Source organism: Paraburkholderia sp. PAMB 6770 (genome assembly GCF_057748135.1).
This window is the reverse complement of record NZ_CM173238.1, coordinates 3,040,500-3,061,790: the sequence shown is the minus strand read 5'-3', so window position 1 is coordinate 3,061,790 and position 21,291 is coordinate 3,040,500. Positions and strand designations below refer to the sequence as shown.

19 protein-coding genes and 1 pseudogene are annotated in these 21,291 nt (G+C 64.3%); 19 read left to right on the top strand and 1 reads right to left on the bottom strand.

Annotated elements, in window-relative coordinates:
• Positions 1-2: 2 nt before the first annotated feature.
• The 12 genes from AC3AP7_RS13845 (at position 3) to AC3AP7_RS13790 (ending at position 12,245) form a co-directional block, all read left to right on the top strand.
• Positions 3-206, top strand: coding sequence for a hypothetical protein (locus AC3AP7_RS13845; protein ID WP_475762058.1), 204 nt, complete (start codon positions 3-5; stop codon positions 204-206).
• 84 nt (positions 207-290) lie between these two features.
• Positions 291-881, top strand: coding sequence for a hypothetical protein (locus tag AC3AP7_RS13840; protein WP_475762060.1), 591 nt, complete (start codon positions 291-293; stop codon positions 879-881).
• A gap of 395 nt (positions 882-1,276) precedes the next feature.
• Positions 1,277-1,669 (top strand): hypothetical protein, encoded by a 393-nt coding sequence (locus tag AC3AP7_RS13835; protein ID WP_475762062.1) that lies wholly within the window; start codon positions 1,277-1,279, stop codon positions 1,667-1,669.
• Between the two features lie 5 nt (positions 1,670-1,674).
• Positions 1,675-2,622 carry a hypothetical protein gene (locus AC3AP7_RS13830; RefSeq protein WP_475762064.1) on the top strand — a complete coding sequence of 316 codons (948 nt, stop codon included), beginning with the start codon at positions 1,675-1,677 and terminating at the stop codon, positions 2,620-2,622.
• Positions 2,623-2,719: 97 nt separating this feature from the next.
• The gene (locus AC3AP7_RS13825) at positions 2,720-3,535 is read left to right on the top strand and encodes a hypothetical protein (protein WP_475762066.1); all 816 of its coding nucleotides are present in this window, start codon (positions 2,720-2,722) and stop codon (positions 3,533-3,535) included.
• A 308-nt stretch (positions 3,536-3,843) separates the two neighbouring features.
• Positions 3,844-4,170 (top strand): DUF6984 family protein, encoded by a 327-nt coding sequence (locus AC3AP7_RS13820; protein WP_475762069.1) that lies wholly within the window; start codon positions 3,844-3,846, stop codon positions 4,168-4,170.
• Positions 4,171-4,413: 243 nt separating this feature from the next.
• Complete coding sequence (locus AC3AP7_RS13815) at positions 4,414-4,617, top strand: hypothetical protein (RefSeq protein WP_475762071.1); 204 nt, start codon at positions 4,414-4,416, stop codon at positions 4,615-4,617.
• Between the two features lie 2 nt (positions 4,618-4,619).
• Complete coding sequence (locus AC3AP7_RS13810; RefSeq protein ID WP_475762073.1) at positions 4,620-5,312, top strand: hypothetical protein; 693 nt, start codon at positions 4,620-4,622, stop codon at positions 5,310-5,312.
• A 336-nt stretch (positions 5,313-5,648) separates the two neighbouring features.
• On the top strand, positions 5,649-7,778 hold the full coding sequence (locus tag AC3AP7_RS13805; protein ID WP_475762075.1) for a two-partner secretion domain-containing protein: 2,130 nt from the start codon (positions 5,649-5,651) through the stop codon (positions 7,776-7,778).
• A gap of 23 nt (positions 7,779-7,801) precedes the next feature.
• Positions 7,802-9,634: a ShlB/FhaC/HecB family hemolysin secretion/activation protein gene (locus AC3AP7_RS13800; protein ID WP_475762077.1), complete on the top strand. Its 1,833-nt coding sequence runs from the start codon at positions 7,802-7,804 to the stop codon at positions 9,632-9,634.
• 100 nt (positions 9,635-9,734) lie between these two features.
• Positions 9,735-10,607, top strand: coding sequence for a peptidylprolyl isomerase (locus AC3AP7_RS13795; RefSeq protein ID WP_475762079.1), 873 nt, complete (start codon positions 9,735-9,737; stop codon positions 10,605-10,607).
• Between the two features lie 495 nt (positions 10,608-11,102).
• Entirely contained in the window at positions 11,103-12,245 is a 1,143-nt protein-coding gene (locus AC3AP7_RS13790; RefSeq protein WP_475762081.1) for a porin, read from the top strand.
• A 17-nt stretch (positions 12,246-12,262) separates the two neighbouring features.
• Here AC3AP7_RS13790 and AC3AP7_RS13785 read toward each other — a convergent pair whose 3' ends face one another.
• The gene (locus tag AC3AP7_RS13785; RefSeq protein ID WP_475762083.1) at positions 12,263-13,279 is read right to left on the bottom strand and encodes an ABC transporter substrate-binding protein; all 1,017 of its coding nucleotides are present in this window, start codon (positions 13,277-13,279) and stop codon (positions 12,263-12,265) included.
• Positions 13,280-13,431: 152 nt separating this feature from the next.
• Here AC3AP7_RS13785 and AC3AP7_RS13780 point away from each other — a divergent pair, with 152 nt between their 5' ends.
• The 7 genes and pseudogenes from AC3AP7_RS13780 to AC3AP7_RS13750 all read left to right on the top strand — a co-directional run.
• Positions 13,432-14,406, top strand: a complete 975-nt coding sequence (locus AC3AP7_RS13780; protein ID WP_487362647.1) for a LysR substrate-binding domain-containing protein — start codon at positions 13,432-13,434, stop codon at positions 14,404-14,406.
• Between the two features lie 252 nt (positions 14,407-14,658).
• On the top strand, positions 14,659-15,684 hold the full coding sequence (locus AC3AP7_RS13775) for a LysR substrate-binding domain-containing protein (protein ID WP_475762087.1): 1,026 nt from the start codon (positions 14,659-14,661) through the stop codon (positions 15,682-15,684).
• A gap of 382 nt (positions 15,685-16,066) precedes the next feature.
• Positions 16,067-17,107, top strand: a complete 1,041-nt coding sequence (locus AC3AP7_RS13770) for a hypothetical protein (protein ID WP_475762089.1) — start codon at positions 16,067-16,069, stop codon at positions 17,105-17,107.
• Between the two features lie 53 nt (positions 17,108-17,160).
• Positions 17,161-18,018: an amidohydrolase family protein gene (locus AC3AP7_RS13765; protein WP_475762091.1), complete on the top strand. Its 858-nt coding sequence runs from the start codon at positions 17,161-17,163 to the stop codon at positions 18,016-18,018.
• A 99-nt stretch (positions 18,019-18,117) separates the two neighbouring features.
• Positions 18,118-20,157 carry a tripartite tricarboxylate transporter permease gene (locus tag AC3AP7_RS13760; RefSeq protein ID WP_475762093.1) on the top strand — a complete coding sequence of 680 codons (2,040 nt, stop codon included), beginning with the start codon at positions 18,118-18,120 and terminating at the stop codon, positions 20,155-20,157.
• Positions 20,158-20,277: 120 nt separating this feature from the next.
• Positions 20,278-20,808, top strand: a complete 531-nt coding sequence (locus AC3AP7_RS13755; RefSeq protein ID WP_475762095.1) for a carboxymuconolactone decarboxylase family protein — start codon at positions 20,278-20,280, stop codon at positions 20,806-20,808.
• Positions 20,809-20,934: 126 nt separating this feature from the next.
• A pseudogene (locus AC3AP7_RS13750) lies at positions 20,935-21,133 on the top strand (aldehyde dehydrogenase family protein); the annotation flags it as partial.
• Between the last annotated feature and the right edge of the window lie 158 nt (positions 21,134-21,291).

Sequence of the window (21,291 nt, the reverse complement as noted above, 5' to 3'; positions counted from 1 at the left end):
CGGTGAAAGAAGAATTTAATGAGCCATGGTTGTATAGAGTGTTTTTCAGAGAGGGCGCGCCAATTATGGCTGTACTTATGGGCAGGGCAGCGCAGTACGAGAAGGAGATCTTGCTGACCGATGCGCAATATGAAGCATTCCACAAGGATCGACATGCAGCGCGGAGCTATGCGGAGGCCGTAGCCGAAGGGCGCATTGGGTTCTGATGTAAGCCAAAGTCCTGACGTTGTGCGGGCGGAGCCATTGGCGGGGCCGTGTCGGCGGCGACGTCCAACGAACTTGCTTCGTTGATGACCGATGGCCAGGGGGTCACGACGCCCGACCAGGTGGCGGCACTGACGGCGATGACCATGCTGCTGGGCAGTGGTACAGCGGCGGCCTTGGGCCAAAACACGATCGGGGCGGCCACGGCGGCAGAGAATGAGACGTTGAACAACTGCCTGGGGCACGACTGCGGCGAAGAGCCCGAGCAGGTCAACGAGCACACGTTCACGATCCAGCCGTCGCAGCAAAGCGGCGGAGCGACCGACGAAGAGCAGGCCGGTGAGGCTCAGACGGTGGGGAGTGGGGCACTGGTGGCCGGTGCGGCTGGAGCCACAAACAGCTTGCCTACCAATGCATCACAGCTGTCCCATATCTTCCGCGATGATGTCGGGCATCTCACGGATACTCCAGAGAACCAGCAAACCTTGGTTAATATGGTTAACAATCCCCAAAACTTGCTGGGTTCAGACGCGTATGGGAACCAGTGGTATGCCCAAACGTTGCCCGACGGCACGCAACTCTGGGGAAGCGTTCGAAACGGCGTCATTCAGAACGGCGGGCTGAACGCGACGCCGAAAACATACAATCCTGCAACTGGACTTTCGAGAGCGAAATGACAATACAGACTGACCGCCTCACTCTTCAAGAGGCATATCTTTCGATGTTTGAATTTCTCGTCGAACTCTATCAGCGCACGAAATTTGACGAACTTGGCTCCATGTTGGGTGACTTAAGCTTGCTTGAGGATGGAACGACCGCTGACCCTGCCGCGTGGGGAGACTGGCTCAAGTGCGTAGAGAAGGCACGGCGCGGTGGGATAGATGCGAGCTTGGGGATAACGCCACCACATCCCTGAAAATCCATCGGGTAAGGTTCGTGGTTCGGAATCTCAAGCTGATTTGTTGCCACAAACGGTGGTAGCCAATCAGTCGAAAGTCTTTTCGGCCAAACGCTGAATGGCTCCTCCCTGTCGCACACGGCTGGTTTGCAGAACGGAGTTCTTGGTGAGGCTGTGGGTTTGCAGACCCTAGAACAAGAGACAGGTTTGACCTTTTCGCCCTTGCAGAACAACAGTGGCAATGGCGCAGACGGGGTGGCGATCGATCCCAACACTCAGACTATCTGGGTAGCTGAGGTAAAATCTTCGCAAAACGGCGTGAACGCCGCCGCCACTGCACAAGGTGATCCAGCTACAAAACTTGACGCTTGGCTTAACCTTTCCACAAACCCTAGTGGAACCTCGTGGGCCGCACAACCCAGTAGTAATCAAGCGTTGACGCAAAGCATCCAGAACGCTATCGACTCCGGGTATCAGATCAAAGGGGTGCAGGTTCAGGTGGGGGTGCCTGCTCCTGGCGCGACCGGGACCACGCAGATTGCAATTCAACCTTGGTTGCCAAAGTAATTTCTATGACCGAACTCAACAGCATTGAAGCTATAGGTGTTGCAAAAAATTGGCCTAGTCGAAAGTCGGTCATTGCATGGATCGAGAATACGACGCCGTGGTCAATCGAGCCAGTGATTGCCTATAACGCGCGAACCGACGTCACGAACACCGTTAAATATCTCCCCGGTGTCGCATATAGCGGCGTTGGCGTTCGGCTACTTAGAACGGCAGAAGCTCGGGCATTGCAGTGTTTGCCTTGGGAACGACAGGCAAATGAGGCTCTGGGTTACGCCGCGTTCGCGGCGCAACTAGATTTCTTCTGGCACGTCCAGTTTCGGGTACTGTTCCCGGATCACGCGCGCCCCTTGCGCAGAATGGACTGGGAGCTGATGACAGAAACGATGGCGATGTTTTTCCTGCTCGGACGCATAGAGGACGGTATTTACCACGGTTACCTGACGTACGCGGCTCTGAACCGGACTTATCAGCTGCAGTTGTCGTATGAAGAGCGCCATCGCCGGGTCCACGCGTTCATGTTGCGCCTTTTCTCAGCGTGGCGCGGCGATGTTAGCCATGTCTGGCCGCCATTTGCATACAGCGAACCAGTCTATGAAGGAATTCTGGAGCGATGGCGCGAACCGGACCCTGAAATATTGAGACCCTGGCTTCTTGCGGCATGCGACAGGCATACCCATGACTCAATGCGGGACAGTGAAAAAATGTTTCACGACTGTTCGGGTTTTCCGCGCACTCCGTTGGAAATCCTGCTCCTGTTCCGCTTACGCGAATTGACCGGTCTGCGAAACCCAATACTCGATCACCCGCTTATGGAGCGCCCCTTTGACGCGTTGCCCGAGCCGCAGCCAGCCTATATTCCGGATGATCTTGTTCGAGGGACGCTCGCTCGCGTGCGGGAGGATTGGCCGCAATTCGATGAGGTTGTGACGATTGGGGCAGTGATGCGCCTATGAGTTCGTTGCCACAGACAGTTCGCCCGGAGGCTTAAATCTGTTCAAATGGGGGCAGGACACGACGACCACCGCATCGGGTTGGACGAGCGGTGATTACATGTTGTATCTGCCAAATCAAGGTGGGGCGCAAGCGAACTGGGCGCAGAATTCGAGTTACTTGCGACAAGCGATGAGTGAAGGTAATCCAATCTACGATTCGTACATTGACCCAACCACGGGGCAGCAAATCCCGACTGGCGGTTTTTTGAACGCAGAGCGCAATTTGCTGCAATCCAAGGGGTGGACATTTAACTCAGCGACGGGTGCCTACACCCCTCGAAGGAGTGAGGTCGAGATGACAGACTTTCGAGGCGACGTTTTACTCGCTTTCTCCGCCCTGGTGACGAAGTTCAGTTTGATTTGTGTGGTTCTCAATAATCGGTTGATCCGATTTCAGAACGACCGCGTTTTTCTGGCGATTCATTACGATGACGCAATATCATTTGAGGTTGGAGTGGAGATTGGCGAGCGAACACTAGGTGATGCGATGGAAAGACCTTTCAATCTCGAAGAGATTCTTCGGCTGAAATATCAGCCCCAAGATTCAGCGTGGGTGAGGCAACTTCAGGTTAGTGATAAAGCCCATTTGTCGATCGCCCTCACAAAATTGGCTAGATTGGTGGAAACCTATGCAACGGACCTATTGAATCATGATGAAAATGCTTTTGCGGCGCTTAGCAATTTCCGTAATGAGGAGTGTGAAAAATATGCAATCGAGAGAGAACTTCAGATGGCACGAATCAAGGCAGAATCAGCTTGGGCTGCCAAAAATTATGAGGCTGTGATTGATGCGTTCCAGCCAGTCCGTATTCATCTGAGCGAGGCAGAAAATAAGCGACTGTTGTATGCCGAGACACATGTGTTGAAAAAATAGTGTGGAAAGACTTTGGCGCTGGGTGGAAGTGTTGCCACAGACACGTCAGCGGAGAGCAATCCAACCATTCAGTTCGGGGCCAACGACAATCAGAGCAGCCATACCTTCCGTCACGTGATCGGCGGCGGCTACGATGCAACTGCAGTTCAAAGTGCAGTGACCGGTGACCTCAACAATATTGGAGCCTCGTTGCCTCAGGGACAGTACACAGGTACGGTCGTTGTGAATGGGACGACCTTCAACTACAGTGCGTACAAGCTCCCGAATGGCACGATTAACGTAGGGCGGATTACGCCACCGAGATGAACATGGGCACTGTGAGATCGTTGAAAGATGATGAGCGGGCGCTGTTAGCTGCGCTAATTACGGGGAAGCCTCGGGCAGCCGAGCTTCTCGGTTCTCTTGCTGACGTCCGAGTTGAAGAAATGAACGATGGTGGAATGGGGAGCCTGCGCTTTTGCGCCTCAGATACGAGGCCTCGCCGTCTCGGCGTGCAGTTGGTCGAAAAGGAATTCATCGATAGCGATGGCATACCAATTATGGTTGCCGTCAACTTGGACGAGCATGGCGATCTCTACGAGCTTGATATATGGAAGGTTGATTTCTCGCCATTGAAGCAGTTTCCGAACGCGTGATATCGATTGGTAGGGCGAACGGCTGGTGATGTCTTAAGAATTTGTTGCCACAAACACAGGCTCATTGACAACCGCCGATCAAATGGGGATCTTGCGAGAAGCCGCGATGCCAGATCTGAAGCGGCACTACGCTGATACCGGGTCTGTAATTTAGGAAAATCCTGATACGTTGTTGCCGCAAACAGCTTGCCTACCAATTCATCACAGTTGTCCCATATCCAACCCGACTTGGACCGGTCAGCGATGATGGCACTTGCGATGCGGGCCGGTGGTGGCCTTGCGGGGCCGCTGGATCAGAATGCGACGGGCGCGGCGAACGCAGCGGAGAACGAAGCGTTCAATAACGCGACGAAACATCCCAGGCAGGTACCGCTGATAACACCTGATTTAAAACAAATACGGGGATGGTTCGATCCGTCCGATTACAAACAAGAAATGGATCTGTAAAGATGAATTCAAAAACAATTTCAGTTGCCTTGTGTCTCGCTGCATTGGCGGGATGTGCCACGACCCCGCCGATTTCCCTGACGACGCAGGAGCAGCATGCGCTTGGAAATGTCGGAGGCGAACTGTTCATCCCCCAAAACGATCTGCTGGTGACCGTGACGCCGACGAACCCCGGCGCAACCGGCCTCCTTGGCGCGCTGCTTGCAGCGGGTATCGACGCAGCGCGGCGCTCCTCGGCAGAGAAAACGGCCGCCCCAATCCTCGAACAACTGCATGGTTACGACTTCCGGGCCGTCATGAAGCAGGCATCCAACCATGCGGCTTCCACGCTTCATGACGTCAGGTTCAGCGCACCTCTGGACGTCGATACCGTCGAGTCGGATTCGGAAAAGCGGATCGTGTTCGATAATTCGTCGGCCAGCGCCGTCCTGTTCGTCGACGTCGGTTACCAGTTGCAATCGGGAAACCTCTATATTTCTGCGCGCGCCACCCTGTATCCGAAATCCGGAAACCTGCTGCAGTTCAGAAGGAAGCCTGACGCGACGAATCCGCTTGCTGCCGGCAACGCGATATATCGGAAGACGTTCAACTTCAGCAAACTGAATGTTGCCGCAGCCGACATCAAGAGCGATCTGACCGAAGGCGCAAACAGCATTGCGTCACAACTGGCCGCCGATCTGAGCCATCCGCTCTAGAGCAGGAAACACTTTTCATCAGGTATGCGAAATAAAAGGGCGTCGGGACGGGAACCCCTAACGTGAAATCCTGTGGGAGTCTCCAGCGCGTCTGCTGAGTTCGCTCAAGCCCGCGTCAACCGCTCGACCGCCACCCGCACGGCGTTTGTCACGTGGCGAGGCGACGAAAGCGCGTTGCGTGGCCCGGCTTGCACCGCACGACGCAATGCCTGCACACAAGTCCTTTTTCTGTTTAACGACACCGGATAACGGGGAAATCCGACACGCTGCACAGCACGTGTCACGACATTGAGGCCACGCCGCGCAGCCGCGCGGCAATCATCCGTTTCGATCACCATGACAATCAGAACAACGTTGGTACGGGGCATGCCGGTCGTGCGCGCCTTGCAGTCCGGTTCGGCGGCACGGCGCAGCGCTGCGCAATCACGCCGGCATCCGTCGTTATCCGCACTCGTGGCGCTCGCATCGTTCGCGCTCGCGTCCGGCGTTCGGGCGGCGGGCATTGTTGCGGACGGCGCCACCGCCACCACGGTCTCGACCGCGTCGAACGGCCATCAGGTCGTCAACCTCGCGCCGGCCGTCGGCGGCGTGTCGAACAATACCTATACGTCGTTCAACGTGTCCGGGGCCGGGGCGGATCTGAACAACGTCGGCATCAACGCGCGCACGATCGTCAATCAGGTGACAAGCACGAATCCTTCGCTGATCGAGGGGCCCATCAACGTGCTCGGGTCGCGTGCGAACGTGATTCTCGCGAATCCGAACGGCATCACGGTCGACGGCGGCAGCTTCACGAATACCGGCCACGTGGTGCTGTCGACCGGTCAGGTCAGCTTCGACGACCTGACGCTCGCGCCCGGCGTGCTTCAGCGCAATATCGTGCTGACCACCCGCCAGGGTGCGATCACCGTCGGCCCCGGCGGGCTGGCCGGCACCCTGATCAACCTCGATCTGATCGCGAAGCAGTTGAACGTCAACGGTCCGGTCACCAACGCGTTCACGAGTTCGACGAGCGGAATTCGCGCAATCGTCGGCAGCAGCACGAACACCTATGACACGAGCTTCTCGCCGTCCGACAACAGTCACGACTGGCTCGTCGATTCGACATCGCCTGGCGCATCGAACAAGGGCATCGCGGTGGACATCACCGCGGCGGGCGGCCTCACGGCCGGCCGCGTGCAGCTTATCGTCACCGATCAGGGCGCGGGCGTGCACAGCCTCGGCCAGCTTTACGCGAGCGCCGGGGACGTCGTCGTGTCGGCTGCGGGTGACGTGTCGGCCGTGGACGGTTCGATCAAGGCCGAGAACGACGTGCAGATCTCGACGACCGGCAGCGTGTCGCTGCAGGGCACGCAAGTGCTGGCCGCGAACGACGTCACGGTCGACGCGAACGGCATCGGCCTCGGCGACGACGCGACTGGACCCGCCGAACTGGCCGCGCAGAGCGGCGCCGTCAGCCTGACCAGTACCGGCGACATCGCGAACACCGGCAGCGTGATCCAGGCCGGCACGATCCAGAGCGACGGCACCGCGCAAGGCGGCAACCTGACCCTGAGCGCAGCGGGCAACATCACGAACGATTCGAGCGCCGCGAATCTCGGCATCCTGTTCGCCGCCAACGGGACGGCCACGCTGACCGCGCAGGGCAACATCACGAACGACAACGCGCGGATTCTTTCGAACCAGGGCATCTCGCTGAGCGCGCAGGGCGACCTGTCGAACGTGATCGATCATACGGGCGGCGTCGAGAACGGCGCGCCGGTCGCGTATTCGAACCAGGGCGGCAGCTTCCTGTTCTTCACGCACGCGACGAGCGGCGTGAACGTCGACTACGGAACGGTCACCGAGCCGACCCAGCTTGCCTATATCGACGCGACGCAAGGCGCACTGTCGATCTCGGCGCGCAACGTGACGAACTCGGGCGGCATCATTGACGCGGACGCCGGCAACATCACGATCGAGGCCAGCGAGGCATTCCAGAATGCCGCCGTGTTCGCAGGCGAGGCGAGCTATGCGCGCACGTGCTGGATCTTCTGTCATGCAAGCGCGTCGAGCACCGTGACGCCCTATGGCGGCACGATCCAGGCGGGCGGCGATATCGCGATTCACGCGGGCACGACGGCAAGCAACATCGGCGGCAACGTTTACGCCACCGGCAATCTGAGCGTCGATGCGCCCGTCACGTATGCAACGGGCGTGACCGGTTATTCGGCGATCAACCAGCCGCACGGTTTCAAGGCCTTCTTCGGCAGCACGTGGGCCGAGCTGATCGCATCCGACGTCGGCGGCGGCTTCACGGCCGACGGCAGCGTCTCGCTGACCGGCGACGCGGTGATCGACGGCGGCTATCTGTCGGGCGGCAATGGCACGACGGTTGCGGGCACAACGACCACGCTGCGGGTGCCGACGACGACGCCGGTGCAGATCGGCCAGCACCTCGGGCTGACGACGTGGTGGTGGAGGTGATCGCGTTGGGCCATGCAGGCAGGATGCACCGTACCCGCCGGCCGCACGTCCGGCTGATTTGCCCGCTGTCGGTGCTGGCGGCGTTGAGCACCGCCGGCGCGTGGGCGCAGACCGCGCCGCCGCCGCCTCCGCCCGCACCGGCGCTGCAACCGGTGCGCCCGGTTCAGGATCCGGCGCAGCAGTTCATCGAGCAACAGCGCGCACAGGCACGGCAGCGCGCGCTCCAGCAGGCGCCCGCGTCGGTGTATGGCGCGCCGGGTACGTCCGGCACGACGCTCGCGATTGCGCCCGGCACGCCGGTGGACCGGATCGTCGAGAGCGGGCCGACGTTTCGCGTCGGCAAGATCGTGCTCGTCAGCCCCGGCGGAAAGCCGTTCGTGCCGCTGCGCGGCGTGTCGCGCCCGACGCTCGACGCGATCGTCGAGCCGTTCGTCGGGCACCGGCTCGGTTCGCACCGGATCAATGTGCTGCTCAAATGGCTGTCCGACGCGTTCATCCAGGCCGGTTATGTGACGACGCGCGCAGTGCTGGGGCCGCAGAACCTCGAATCGGGCACGCTGACCGTGACGATCCAGCCTGGCCGGATCGAGCGTTACACCGTCAACGGCAAGCCGATCGCGCGGCTGAAGCCCGGCGAGCGATCGGCCGGCAGCGGATGGCTCACCGACGCCGGCTACGAGAACGCGTTTCCGGCCGCCCCCGGCGATCCGCTGCGTCTCGCCGATCTCGACGAAGGCGCCGCGCAGATCAACCGGCTGCGGCGCAACCAGGCGGAGGTGCAGATCCTGCCGGGGCAGACCCCCGGCGATTCGATCGTGGACGTCGTGAACAAGCCTGGCAATGCGCTCTACTACTCGCTCGGCGTCGACAACTACGGCAGCACGGCGACCGGCCTCACGCGCTATCGGGCCGGCATCGAGGCGGACAATCTGCTGGGCCTGCAGGAATCGCTGAGCGTGAACTACATCGACAGCCTCGACAGCAATGCGCTGGTCGGCTCGTTCGCGGTGCCCTTCGGTCGCCACACGTTCAGCTACACGGTGTCGGACTCCGAGTACCAGCAGCTGATCGGCACGACCGCGCTGCTGTACGGCCGCACGCTGTCGCACATCTTCGGCTGGAGCGAGACGCTCGACCGCACGCTCGCGGACATCGTGAACGTGGACGCGACGCTGTCGTGGCGGCGCACCGACCGGGTCGTCAACGGCATCGATCTCGATCCGCAGCACATCGCGGTGCTGCGCGTCGGCGGCAACTGGCTGCACAAGTTCGCGATGAACGACGCCGCAGCCAACGTGACGCTCGATGCGGGCGTATCGCGCGGACTGCCGTGGTTCGAGGCCGATCACGACGCGCCGGACATCGACGAGGCGGACGCGCACAGCCAGTTCACGAAGCTCGACGCGACCGGCACCTACGCGCTGCCGCTGCCGAAGCTCGGCCGGCTGCAGCTCGCGTATCGGGGCGCGCTGGGCGGGCAATGGACGGATGTGGCATTGTTCGGTTCCGAGCAGCTCTATCTCGGCGGCATGGATACGATCCGCGGCTTCCGTTCGGGCGATCTGGTCGGCGACCGGGGCATCTGGTCGCGCAACGAACTCGCGTGGGTGAATGCGCCGTCGTGGCGCGACAGCCGCATCGAGCCGTATGTGTTTCTGGACGCCGGCAAGGCCAACCTGATCGCGGTGCCGGGCTTTCCGACGCTCGCGGGTGCGGGCGCGGGCGTGCGGGTGCAGTGGCAGTGGCACGGCCAACTGCTGTCGGCGGAGGTGACGGCGGGCCGTCAGCTTGCGCGGCCCGCCGCGCTCGGACCGAAGGGGACGCTGGTGCTCGCCACGCTAAACTGGAACGATTGATACCGTAGCGGCCCGCGCTCGCTTGCGCCGAGCGGGGGCGTGGTGATGTGGCGCATCGTCGATGCGCGTGTTTTGAATGCAGTAAAACGTCGAGGAATGCATGAAAAACCCTACCCTGATTCGCGTGATGACGGCCTGTGCCTTCGCTTCGCTGTGCGCCGTCGCCGCGCATGCGGCCACGCCCGCGGCACAGCCGTTGCCGGTGGGCGTGGTGGCCATCGTCAACGGCACGCCGATCCCGCAGACGCAACTGGACGAGGCCGTGCACGTCGCGATGGCGACCGGCCATCAGCCCGACACGCCGCAACTGCGCGCCGCGTTGCGCCAGCAACTGATCGCGCGCGAGCTGTTCCGCCAGAGCGCCGAGAAGGCGGGATACGGCACGAAGCCCGAGGTCGTGCAGGCGATGAACGCTGCGAAGGCGGCGGCCGAAACGCAGCTTTACCTGAAGGATCACATTCGTCCCGAGCCGGTCACGGATGCGCAGGTGAAGGCGCGCTACGACCAGATCGTCGCGTCGCTCGGCAAGGTGGAGTACAAGCCGAGCGTGATCGTCGTGCCGGATGCGGCGACCGCGACCGTGGTGCTCGCGCAGCTGAAAGCGGGGCAGCCGTTCGGCAGCCTCGCGCGCCAGTACAGCAAGGTGCCGAGCGCGGCGCAGGGCGGCGCGATGTCGTGGGTGAGCTTCAAGACGCCGGTCACGCAAGGCGAGACGCAGGGCTTGCCGGTGTCGGTGGCGCAGGCGCTGACCGCGCTGCCGGTCGGCGGCGTCACGCCGGACCCGATCGCGCTGGGCGCGGGCGCGAACGGTCCGCGCGCGATCGTGAAGCTCGACGCGAAGCGCGCGACGCAGATTCCGGCATTCGATCAGGCGCAGGCAGCGATCCGCCAGCAACTGCAGGCGCTCGCACTCGAAAAGGCGGCGGCGCACTTCACGGGCGGCCTGATGAAGGACGCGACGATCGTGCAGTAAGCGTGTCCGGCCGACGTCGCTACGCGTCCATCGCGTAGCGGCGCCGGCCGTGGGTACTCACGCGACGTGCTGGGCCGATGCCGCCCTTCGCGGTGCTTTGCCGCAGTCCTGTCCCCTTCCGCCTTCCGCGCGCGCACCCGAGCCTCGCGCGCAGCGCAATCAACAGCCCGATGGACCTCACGCGCGCGTCGTCCATCGCATCCGGTGCACCCCGAGCACCCTGCGCACCCTGCGCGTCGCCGGTCGCCCCGCCATCGCAGCGACGCATCGCGCTGCACGGTTCGCCCGCGTGACGCGTCTGCGCTGGCACGCGACGCTTAACCGTTCGCTCATATCCCACGCTATTTTTCTCAATAGACCTGCCGCGTCGCGCTGGCAGAATTTCAGTGCGTTACAAAGAAACGAAAACAACGCGGTCTATCCCGGGTTGCGCGTGCTGACGGCTCGCTGAACCGGTGAATCGCGGACTACTACTATCAGGAGACAGGTACGGCTATGTACTACAAGACCGCACAATGCGCGTGCGCCGCGCTGATCGGCATGACACCCGTCTGGGCGCATGCGGATAGCGACAGCGCGGCCGCCGCGGGTCAGGGAGGCGGGAGTTCCGTCACGCTCTATGGCCTGATCGATGAAGGCGTGCAATACCTCAACAACGTGGCCGTGGGCAAAACGACCACCAGCAATTTCAAGGTGGGTGCGGGGACGGCCACGTCCTACTTCGGCATCCGCGGCCGCGAGGATCTGGGCGGCGGGACGAGCGCGATATTCGACCTGCAAGGCGGCTTTGCGCCGAACAACGGCACGTCGAGCCAGGGCGGGCGTCTGTTCGGGCGCCAGGCCTATGTCGGCCTCGATGGAAAATACGGACGCCTGACTTTAGGGCGGCAGTACACGATGCGCTTCTTTGCGACATCGCCGATCAATCCGTTCGGCACCGGTGCGCAAGGCATCACCACGCTGGACAACGGGGTGGCCGATGCGCGCGCCGATAATGCGATCAGCTATCGCTTTCAGAAGGCCGGCATCGATGCCGGCGTGAACTGGAGCTTCGGCCGCGACGCGGTCGACGGCGACCCGCCGAACGTCGCCGCCAGCAACTGCCCCGGCGAAACGACGCCGTCGACCGAATGCCGGGAGTATTCGGCGATGCTCAAGTACGAAGCGTCGAACTGGGGCCTGACGTCGGCCTACGAGCGGGATTACGGCGGCACGTCGGCCACTTATGGCGGCCTCACGTCGCCGAAGCTCACGGACAGCCGCTTCATCCTCGGCGGCTATGTCAACGTGCGCGGCTCGCGCTTCGGCCTGGGCTGGATCCGGCGCGACGACGAAGGCATCGCCACGCCGAAGAGCAACCTGGTGTGGCTCTCGGGCGTGGTGCCGGTGACGCCGTTCCTCTACATCGACGGCATGGCGGCGCAACTGAAGTACGACGGATCGCCGAACAAGGCGATGGTGCTCGTGTTGCGCGGCCAGTACTTCCTGTCCAAGCGCACCTCGATCTATCTGACTGCCGATCACATCAAGAATGGCGGCAAGCTCGCGCTTTCGGCGAGTACGATGTCGCCGGTCGCGGATCCGCCGCCCGGCGGCGCGCAGCTGTCCGTGATCGCGGGGATCCGGCATCTGTTCTGACACGCGCGGCGCGCGGCTCAGCCGAGCCGTCGCGCCGCGGCATGCGCAGCCGACATGTCGGCGACGGCGGCAACCGGCTGCCTGCGCGTCAGATCGCCGAAGCCGATGAACATGTCCTGCAGATACGCGATATCGCGGTCGCTCAGCGAAAGATCCTTCGAATAGGGGCGCTGCGTCTGGTTGAAATCCCAGATCGCCTGCGCCGAGGCCGGGTCGAACCGCTTCTGCGCATGCCGGCGCGCATCGAAGAATGCATCGTGCGAGGCCGGCGACATCAGGTAATCGTAGAGCGCACCGTAGGCGGCCATCACGGCGACAAGCGCATCGTGCCTGTCCGCGAGCGCCGCACCGGATGCGTAGGCGGTCTGGAACGTGCATCCCGGCAGCGCCTGCCACAAGTTGCCCTCGCGGATCGCGACAAGTCCATTGTCGTCGTACCGGTGCGAGATGCTCGCGCAGCAGGCATCCGCTTCGCCGTTGACGACCGCTTCGTAGCACTGCTCGTTGCTTCCCCGGTCGACGAAGCGGATCCGCGCGGCGTCGATGCCCTTCACCTTCATCAGTTGCAGCATCAACGTATGCAGCAGGCCGCGGCGGGGACCGACCGCCACCGTCCTGCCCGCTAGCGCGGCGAGCGTGCTCGCCGCGCCGGGCCGCGCAAAGACCGTCAGCGCGCACTTCTTCATGCCGGCGCCGACGATCCTGACGTGGGCGCCCTGCGCGATGCGCGAGAGCACTCCGTCGTAACCGGACACCATGCAGACGTCCGCGGCGCCGCTCGCAATCGCGTCGAAGGGGCCCGCGACGCCGGGTGCCTCGACGATCCGCGCACGGACGCCGAATCGCCTGAAATAGCCTTGCTGCTCCATCAATGCGTTCAGCGTCGCGTTTTCGAGGCCGGGGTTGCTGACGATCGTGATGGCGGTCGATGCCGCGCGCGCGACGTGCGGCGCGGCCAGTCCGCCGGCGGCGAGATTCAGGGCGAGAAGCCCGGTGTCGCGCAAGAAGCGTCGGCGGGTGAACGTCGGAAGCATCGGCAGTCTCCATGGGCCGGACAGGCCGGTGCGAAGGTGGTGCGCGCAACGGACGTGCGCGCAGCGGCATCTTGCCCGCGCGGGCGCGTCCGGTCGATTGAGAAAAATGGTCCTATACTTAACGAAACGGTAAAGCCGATGGAGTGGATCAGGTGTCGGAAGTCGACTGGTATCTGCAGATCAACCTGAAGGCGCGGCATTTGCGCCTGCTGGTCGCGATCGACACGTACCGCAATCTCACGCAGGTCGCTGACGTGACGCACGTCACGGTGCCCGCGGTATCGAAGTCGCTCGCCGAGCTCGAACGCGGCCTCGGGCTCACGCTTTTCTCGCGCACCGCGCAAGGGCTGATGCCCACGCCGTATGGCGATTGCCTCGTGCGCCACGCGCGCGCGATGCTGGCGATCCTGCATCAGGCGCGCGACGAACTGAAGGCGCTCAGTTCCGGCACCGAAGGCAAGGTGCACGTCGGCATGCTGCCCGCTTCGGCTTCCGCGCTGCTGCCGCGCGCGCTGAGCCTGCTGAAGGCGCGCTCGCCGGGCACCAACGTGATGGTCACCGAAGGGACGACCGCATTGCTGTTGCCGGAGCTCTGGCAGGGGCACCTCGATCTCGTCGTGGGCCGGCTCCCGGCCCCGGATACGCTCGGCAGCTTCGAGGAGAAGGAACTGCTCGAGGAGCCGGTGGTGCTGGTGACCGGCCGCCATCATCCGCTGGCGCGCCGCAAGACGCTCGCGTGGTCGGACCTGCGCCCGTACCCATGGATCCTGCCGCCGCCGGGCTCGATCCTGCGCGATCCGCTGGAGCGCGCGCTCGAAGCCAACGACGTGCCGCTCGCCAGCAACTACATCGAGACGCTCTCGGTGCACGTGGCGCGCGCGCAGCTGCAGGTCTCGGACTTCATCGCGGTGATGGCCGGCGCATCCGCCAACGACGCATCGCAGCCGCTTCATACGCTTCCGTTAAGTCTGCCGCGGCTGCTGCGTCCGGCCGGCGTGCTGTGGAATCGCAACCGGGGCCTCACGCCCAGTGCGCGGCTGATGGTCGCGTGCCTCGAAGAGGCCGCGCAGCATCTGCAGGCGGGGCTCGGCACGCCGTCGCGCGCCGGGCGGTCCCGCGCGAAGTGAACGCGGCTTAACCATCTGCTCAACCAGACAGCGGTTTTTCTCAATCGACGCGCGATATCGCGCTGGCACAATGAGCGCGCCTTACCTCAACACGCCCATCCCCCGGCAGACGGAGACCCTGCGAGCCGCGGCGCCGGTCGCGCCGCGCGAGCCGGCGTGCCTGTCCGGCGCTTGCCTGCGCATGGCCCGGCTGTCGATTGAGAAAAATCACGTCGCGCTTGACAAGCGGGTCAAGCCGGTGGAGTACACGACATGTCAGAACTTGACTGGTACCTGCAGATCAATCTGAAGGCACGGCATCTGCGCCTGCTGGTCGCGATCGACACGTACCGCAACCTGACCCAGGTGGCCGACATCACGCACGTGACGGTGCCCGCCGTCTCGAAGTCGCTTGCCGAACTCGAACGCGGACTCGGGCTCACGCTCTTCTCGCGCACCGCGCAGGGCGTGGTGCCCACGCCGCACGGCGATTGCCTCATTCGCCATGCGCGGGCCATGCTGGCGATCCTGCATCAGGCGCGCGACGAACTGAAGGCACTGAGTTCCGGCACCGAAGGCAAGGTGCACATCGGCATGCTGCCCGCTTCGGCGTCGGCGCTGCTTGCGCAGGCGCTGAGCCTGCTGAAGGCGCGCTCGCCGGGCACCAACGTGATGGTCACCGAAGGGACGACCGCATTGCTGTTGCCGGAGCTCTGGCAGGGCCATCTCGATCTGGTGGTGGGGCGTCTGCCGCCGCCCGACACGCTCGGCAGCTTCGAGGAGAAGGAACTGCTCGAAGAGCCGGTGACGCTGACGACAGGGCGGCATCATCCGCTGGCGCGCCGCAAGACGCTCGCGTGGTCGGACCTGCGTCCGTACCCGTGGATCCTGCCGCCGCCGGGCTCGATCCTGCGCGATCCGCTGGAGCGGACCCTGGAGGCGCACGACGTGCCGTTGACGAACAACTACATCGAGACGCTGTCGGTGCACGTGGCGCGTGCGCAATTGCAGGTCTCGGACTTCATCGCGGTGATGGCGGGCACCCCCGCGCACGATACCTCGCAGCCGCTCTATACGCTTCCGTTAAGTCTGCCGCGTCTGCTGCGTCCGGCCGGCGTGCTGTGGAATCGCAACCGGGGCCTCACCCCCAGTGCGCAGCTGATGATTGCGTGCCTCGAAGAGGCCGCGCAATGCCTGCAGGACGGGCCCGCCGCAGCGGCACGCGCGGCGGCGGGGAGCGTTGCGGGCGCGGGCCGCTCAAAGCGGCCGGGCGGGTCCGCGCAGGCGCGGCAAGGGTGAAGCGCGAAGGCGCAGAAGCGATCAAACGCGAAGGCGGGGAAGCGGAGGAACGCGACGGCGCGTACCCACTGCGTGCAGGCCTGTCCGCAGCCGCAGCCGCAGCCGCACCCGCACCCGCACCCGCACCCGCACCCGCACCCGCACCCGCACCCGCACCCGCACCCGCACCCGCAGGCGCAGGCGCAGGCGCTTTCCCGGGCCTTAACGGTTTGCTCAAGCCTGACGCAGCTTTTCTCAATTGACCGGGTTTTACGCGCTGGCACAATCTGCCTGCATTCACTCAACAAACAGACGGAGACACCGCGATCCCCTCACGGGACAGCGACGGTCTTCGGCCTCGCGCGATAGCCGATCGCGGATGATGACAGGAGACACGACGGCCATGAACTACAGGAGCGCACTTTGCGCCTGTGCAGCGTTGCTCGGCATGGTCGCCGCGGCCTTCCCCGGACCCGTGCGGGGCGAGACGGTCGGGCAGTTCTATCGCGGCAGGAACATTACGCTGATCGTCAGCGCCGATGCGGGCACGCCGACCGATACGCTGGCCCGCCAGTTTGCGCGGTTCTTCGTGAAGTACGTCCCGGGTCACCCGGATGCGATCGTGATGAACGTGGTCGGCGCGGGGGGCGTGGTCGCGGCTGCGTCGCTGCAGTCGAGCCAGCCCGATGACGGCACCGTGATCGGCTTCCTGCAGCGCAATAACCTCTATATGCCGTTGCTCGATCCGCGGCAGCACAGCTTCGATCCCCGGAAGGTGAAGTGGCTCGGCAGCCTTAGCAAGGTCGACTACTGCCTGGTCGGGATGACGCGCTCCGGCGTGACGCGCGCCGACGATCTCTTCCACAAGACGTTCTATGTCGGCGCGACCGGCTTCTCGAACGAGGACCGCACGCTGCCCGCGCTGCTCGACACGTATCTCGGCATGAAGATGAAGATCGTGCCCGGTTATACCGGCCGCGGCGAAGTGTACCTGGCGATGCAGCGCGGCGAGGTCGACGGCTGGGCCTCGACCCTCGACGGGCTGCGCGAAGGCGCGCCCGCGCACATGCTCAAGGACGGCAAGATGCACGTGCTGTTGCAGCTCGGCTGGAAACAGCAGCCGGGCTATCCCGATGTACCGGACCTGAGTGCGTACGTGACGCAGCCGCGCGTGAAAGCGCTGCTGAACCTGTTCCTGTTGCCGTTTCAGGCGGGACGGCCCGTCGCGGTGCCGGCGGGAGTGCCCGAGGAGCGGCTGGACGCGCTGCGCACGGCTTTCGCGAAGACGGTCGCGGACCCCGGGTTTATCGCGGCGATGAATCAGGAAGGCTTCCCGGTCGATCCGATCGACGGCGCCGCGGTCGAGCAGATCGTCAACACGCTATATGCCACCCCGAAGCCGGAGATCGAGCGCGCACGCCGGCTCGTCTTCGGCGCTGAATGACCGCAGCCCGAGCGCGGGCGAGCGGCAGCCCATCATCCCGAGGTCTCCTCATCATGACGCCAGACATCATCGATATTCACCCGCACATCATTTCGACCGATACGGTTCGCTATCCGATCGCTCCGCAGCACGGGCATCGCTCGAACTGGTCCGCGACGCGTCCGGTCACGTTCGAGCAGATGATCGCGGAGATGGACGAGGCGGGCGTCGCGAAGGCGGCGATCGTCCACTCGTCGACCACCTATGGCCACAACAACGCGTACGTCGCGGATTGCGTCGCGCAGCAGCCGAAGCGGTTCACCGGGGTCTATTCGTTCGACCTGCTGGCCGCCGATGCATTGAAGACCTTCGACCACTGGCTCGCGCGCGGGATGGGCGGCATCCGCCTGTTCACCGGCGGCGCGACGCATCAGGGCGACGGCAGCTGGCTCGTCAATCCGGCCACCTTCCCGATCTGGGCGCGCTGCGCGGAAATCGGCATGACGATGGCGGTCCAGACGACGCCGAGCGGTCTCGCGATGGTCGCGGAACTGGCCGGGCGCTTCCCGACGGTGAAGATCGTCCTCGATCACTGCGCGCGCCCGGCGCTCGACGACGGCCCGCCCTACGCCGGCTGCGCGGACCTGTTCGCGCTCGCGCGGTTCGAGAACGTCTACATGAAGATCACGCCGCGCACCTTCGATCTCGCGCAGGCGGCGCCGGGCGGCGCGCAGGCGTTTTTCCCGCAGCTCGCCAGGGTGTTCGGCGCGGATCACCTCGCCTTCGGCTCGAACTATCCGGCCTCGGCGGGGCCGTTGAAGAAGCTGGTCGAGCAGGGCCACGCCTGCTTTGCGAGCCTGAGCGACGACGAGCGCGCGTGGGTCTGGGGGCGCACGGCCGGCGTGCTTTACCCGATGCTGGCCAGCCGGTAGACGGCGGCCTCGACTCGCCGCGCGCCGGTGCGCGCGCAGGCGAACCCCGGCTGCTCGCTGTGCGGGCGTGCCGGTGTGGATCGCTCATCAGGACGACTTATGGATCTCATCAACCATGCAACGTTGTCGGCGGCCGGGCACGCGCTGTCGATCATCTTGCAATTCAACCGCCTGGTCTTTCTCTGGTTCGGCGTGCTGATCGGGCTCGCGATCGGGCTGCTGCCCGGCATCGGCGGACTGACGGGCTTTGCGCTGCTGGTGCCGTTCACCTATACGATGGATCCGTACGCCGCGTTCGCGATGCTGCTCGGCATGGCGTCGGTGATCACGACCTCGGACGTGATTCCGGCGGTGCTCTTCGGCGTGCCGGGACACGCGGCCTCGCAGGCGACGGTGCTCGACGGCCTGCCGATGACGCGGCGCGGCGAAGCGTCGCGCGCGCTGAGCGCGTGCTACACGTCCTCGTTGCTGGGCGGGCTGATCGGCGCGGTCATCCTCGCGATCTCGCTGCCGCTGGTGCGGCCGTTCGTGTTGTCGATCGGCACGCCCGAGATGCTGGGGCTGACGATCTTCGGCATCTCGATGGTGTCCGCGCTGTCGGGCAATGCGCCGCTGAAAGGAATCGTCGTTGCCTGCTTCGGAATCCTGATCGGTATGGTCGGCACCCATGTCGTGACCGGTCAGACGCGCTGGACCGGCGATCTGCTGTATCTGCAGGACGGCATTCCGAAGGTGCCGGTCATCCTCGGCATGTTTGCGCTGCCTGAGTTGTGCGAACTCGCGATCCGGCGCACCGCGATCGCCGAGCGGATCCCGCCCGGCGCGCGCCACGGCATGCGGCAGGGCGTCGTCGACAGCCTGCGCAACTGGTTTCTCGTGGTTCGCTGCGGCGGGCTGGGCGCGGTGCTCGGCGCCATTCCGGGCATTACCGGCGCGGTGACGGACTGGATCGCCTACGGCCACGCGCTGCACACCTCGAAGGGCGCACGCGAATCGTTCACCACCGGCGACGTGCGCGGCGTCATCGCGCCGGAGGCGGCCAATAACGCACGGGAAGGCGGCAGCCTCGTGCCGATGCTGTCGTTCGGCGTGCCGGGCGGCGCGGCCCAGGCCATCCTGCTCAGCGCGATGATGGTGCACGGGTTCATCCCGGGCCCCGACATGCTGACGAAGCACCTGGATCTGACGTATTCGATGGTCTGGTCCATCGCGCTCGCGAATATCTTCGGCGCGGGTCTGTGTTTCCTGTTGAGCGGGCAGTTCGCAAAGATCTCGACGCTGCGCTATACGCTGATCCTGCCGGTCATCATGCCGATCATCTATGTCGGCGCGTTCCAGGGCTCGCACAGTTGGGGCGACATGATCGTGCTGCTGGTTTCCGGGCTGATCGGCTGGAGCATGAAGCGGCTGAAATGGGCGCGTCCGCCGCTCATTCTCGGCCTGGTGCTCGGCGTGCTGATGGAGCGCTACATGTCGATTTCCATCATGCGCTACGGCGCGGACTGGCTCACGCGTCCGGTGGTGCTGGTGCTGCTGGTGCTGGCGGGGCTGGTCTTCCTGCGTCCGCTCGCGCAACTCGTCCGCAGCGGCGGGCTCGCGCGGCTGAGGCCGAGCGGAAAGATCGCGCTCGGGTTCGAAGACCTCGCGTACGTGTTCTTCATCGGTGTGGGGATGTATATGCTGGTGAGCGCGCAGCGCTGGATTTTCATGGCGCGGGTCGGCCCGACGGTGGTCGCGGGCATTCTCGTCGTGGCCGGCACGACGAGTCTCGCCTACAAGGTCTTTGCCGCATCGCCCGCGCCGGGGGGCGCGCACGCCGGCGGCATTCACATGGACATGGCGAGCGTGCAGGGCGAAGCGTTGCCGGACAAGGTGGTGCTGCTGCGGGCGGCGCGCTTTTTCGGCTGGTTCCTCGCGTTTCTCGCCTGCATGGCGGTGATCGGCATGATCCCGACCGTGCCGCTGATGATGGTCGCGTTCATGCGTGTCGAAGGGCGCGAGCGCTGGCGGCTCAGTCTGATTCTCGCGTGCTGCGTGACGGCGCTGGTGTACGTGGTGTTCGACCGGATCATCCCGATTCCGTGGCCGGCCTGCGTCGTGGGGCAGTGGTTTCCGGCGCTCGCGGCGGCCGGCATCTGAGGGCGGCGCGGTGCGCGCTGCGTGCTGCCCCCGAATAACTTTTCATTCACGCAGCCGGGCCCGCTCGCCGCGCCGCGCGCGGGCGCCGGATTCGGCGCTTTTTCATCCGAAGGAAACAGCATGAACGACGACCGACTCAAACGCATCGACCCGGAGCAGGCGAGCGATGCGCAAAAGCAGGTGATCGCCCGCCTCGGCGCAGGACGGGGACGAATTCCCACGCCGTTCAACGTGTGGCTGCACAATCCGCAGCTGGCGGACGGCATGGAGATCATCGGCACGCACATCGACCACTCGCCGGTGCTGAGCGAAGCGGAGTGCGAAGTGGCGATCCTGTCGACGGCCGTCTTCTGGAACGCGCAGTATGTGATCGCGAACCACCGCAAGCACGCGCTGAAGGCCGGCTTGCCGGAGGCGGTGGTGGCCGCGATCCTCGAAGAGCGGCAGCCGGACGGGGGCGCCGGGCGGATCGGCGTGGTTTGCGAGGCGGTCTGCGACATCCTGGCCGGCGGCGTGATCGACGACGCGCGCTTCGCGCGTTACGACGCGGAGCTGGGGCGCGCGGCGATAGCCGAGCTGCTTGTCGTCATCGGCTATTTCACGTCGGTGTCGCTCGCGATGAGCCTGCACGCGCTGCCCCCCAAGGGCTGAGCGCGCCGCGCGCCGCGGTCCTCCGGCCGCGCATCGCATCCTGAATCGTGACGGCTGCGGGCCGTCTGGCGCTTCCACGCTCGACAGGAAGCGCTTTTTCTTTTGGAGCGGACCAGGAGGGTCTCGATGACCCACATGACTGACGCGGATACGCGACTGCTGATTGACGGTGCATGGTGCGGCGCGGCCAGCGGCCGCTCGATCGACGTGCTGAATCTGGCGACCGGCGAGGTGATCGGCCGGGTCGCGCACGCGGGCATCGCCGGTCTCGACCGCGCGCTCGCCGCCGCGCGAGCGCGGTTTCGACACGTGGCGCCGGGTGCCGGGCTGCACGCATGCGAAGCGCCGCGCGCCAGGGGCTTTACCGAACGGTTAACACGGCTGCGGCTTATTTCAATAGACGCGGATCGAGGTCCGAAACATCATGTCGTCAACGAGATCACCTGCACAGCCGCACCCCCTGTCCGCACTCGCCGCGAAGCG

Bases quoted from the DNA above. Each gene is read 5' to 3' on its own strand.
- AC3AP7_RS13840 (WP_475762060.1), top strand. From the start codon at position 291: ATGACCGATGGCCAGGGGGTCACGACGCCCGACCAGGTGGCGGCACTG.
- AC3AP7_RS13815 (WP_475762071.1), top strand. From the start codon at position 4,414: ATGATGGCACTTGCGATGCGGGCCGGTGGTGGCCTTGCGGGGCCGCTG.
- AC3AP7_RS13775 (WP_475762087.1), top strand. From the start codon at position 14,659: ATGTCAGAACTTGACTGGTACCTGCAGATCAATCTGAAGGCACGGCAT.
- AC3AP7_RS13770 (WP_475762089.1), top strand. From the start codon at position 16,067: ATGAACTACAGGAGCGCACTTTGCGCCTGTGCAGCGTTGCTCGGCATG.
- AC3AP7_RS13765 (WP_475762091.1), top strand. From the start codon at position 17,161: ATGACGCCAGACATCATCGATATTCACCCGCACATCATTTCGACCGAT.
- AC3AP7_RS13755 (WP_475762095.1), top strand. From the start codon at position 20,278: ATGAACGACGACCGACTCAAACGCATCGACCCGGAGCAGGCGAGCGAT.
- AC3AP7_RS13785 (WP_475762083.1), bottom strand. From the start codon at position 13,279: ATGCTTCCGACGTTCACCCGCCGACGCTTCTTGCGCGACACCGGGCTT.
- AC3AP7_RS13790 (WP_475762081.1), top strand. From the start codon at position 11,103: ATGTACTACAAGACCGCACAATGCGCGTGCGCCGCGCTGATCGGCATG.
- AC3AP7_RS13825 (WP_475762066.1), top strand. From the start codon at position 2,720: ATGTTGTATCTGCCAAATCAAGGTGGGGCGCAAGCGAACTGGGCGCAG.
- AC3AP7_RS13810 (WP_475762073.1), top strand. From the start codon at position 4,620: ATGAATTCAAAAACAATTTCAGTTGCCTTGTGTCTCGCTGCATTGGCG.
- AC3AP7_RS13830 (WP_475762064.1), top strand. From the start codon at position 1,675: ATGACCGAACTCAACAGCATTGAAGCTATAGGTGTTGCAAAAAATTGG.
- AC3AP7_RS13760 (WP_475762093.1), top strand. From the start codon at position 18,118: ATGGATCTCATCAACCATGCAACGTTGTCGGCGGCCGGGCACGCGCTG.
- AC3AP7_RS13800 (WP_475762077.1), top strand. From the start codon at position 7,802: ATGCACCGTACCCGCCGGCCGCACGTCCGGCTGATTTGCCCGCTGTCG.
- AC3AP7_RS13795 (WP_475762079.1), top strand. From the start codon at position 9,735: ATGAAAAACCCTACCCTGATTCGCGTGATGACGGCCTGTGCCTTCGCT.
- AC3AP7_RS13820 (WP_475762069.1), top strand. From the start codon at position 3,844: ATGGGCACTGTGAGATCGTTGAAAGATGATGAGCGGGCGCTGTTAGCT.
- AC3AP7_RS13805 (WP_475762075.1), top strand. From the start codon at position 5,649: ATGACAATCAGAACAACGTTGGTACGGGGCATGCCGGTCGTGCGCGCC.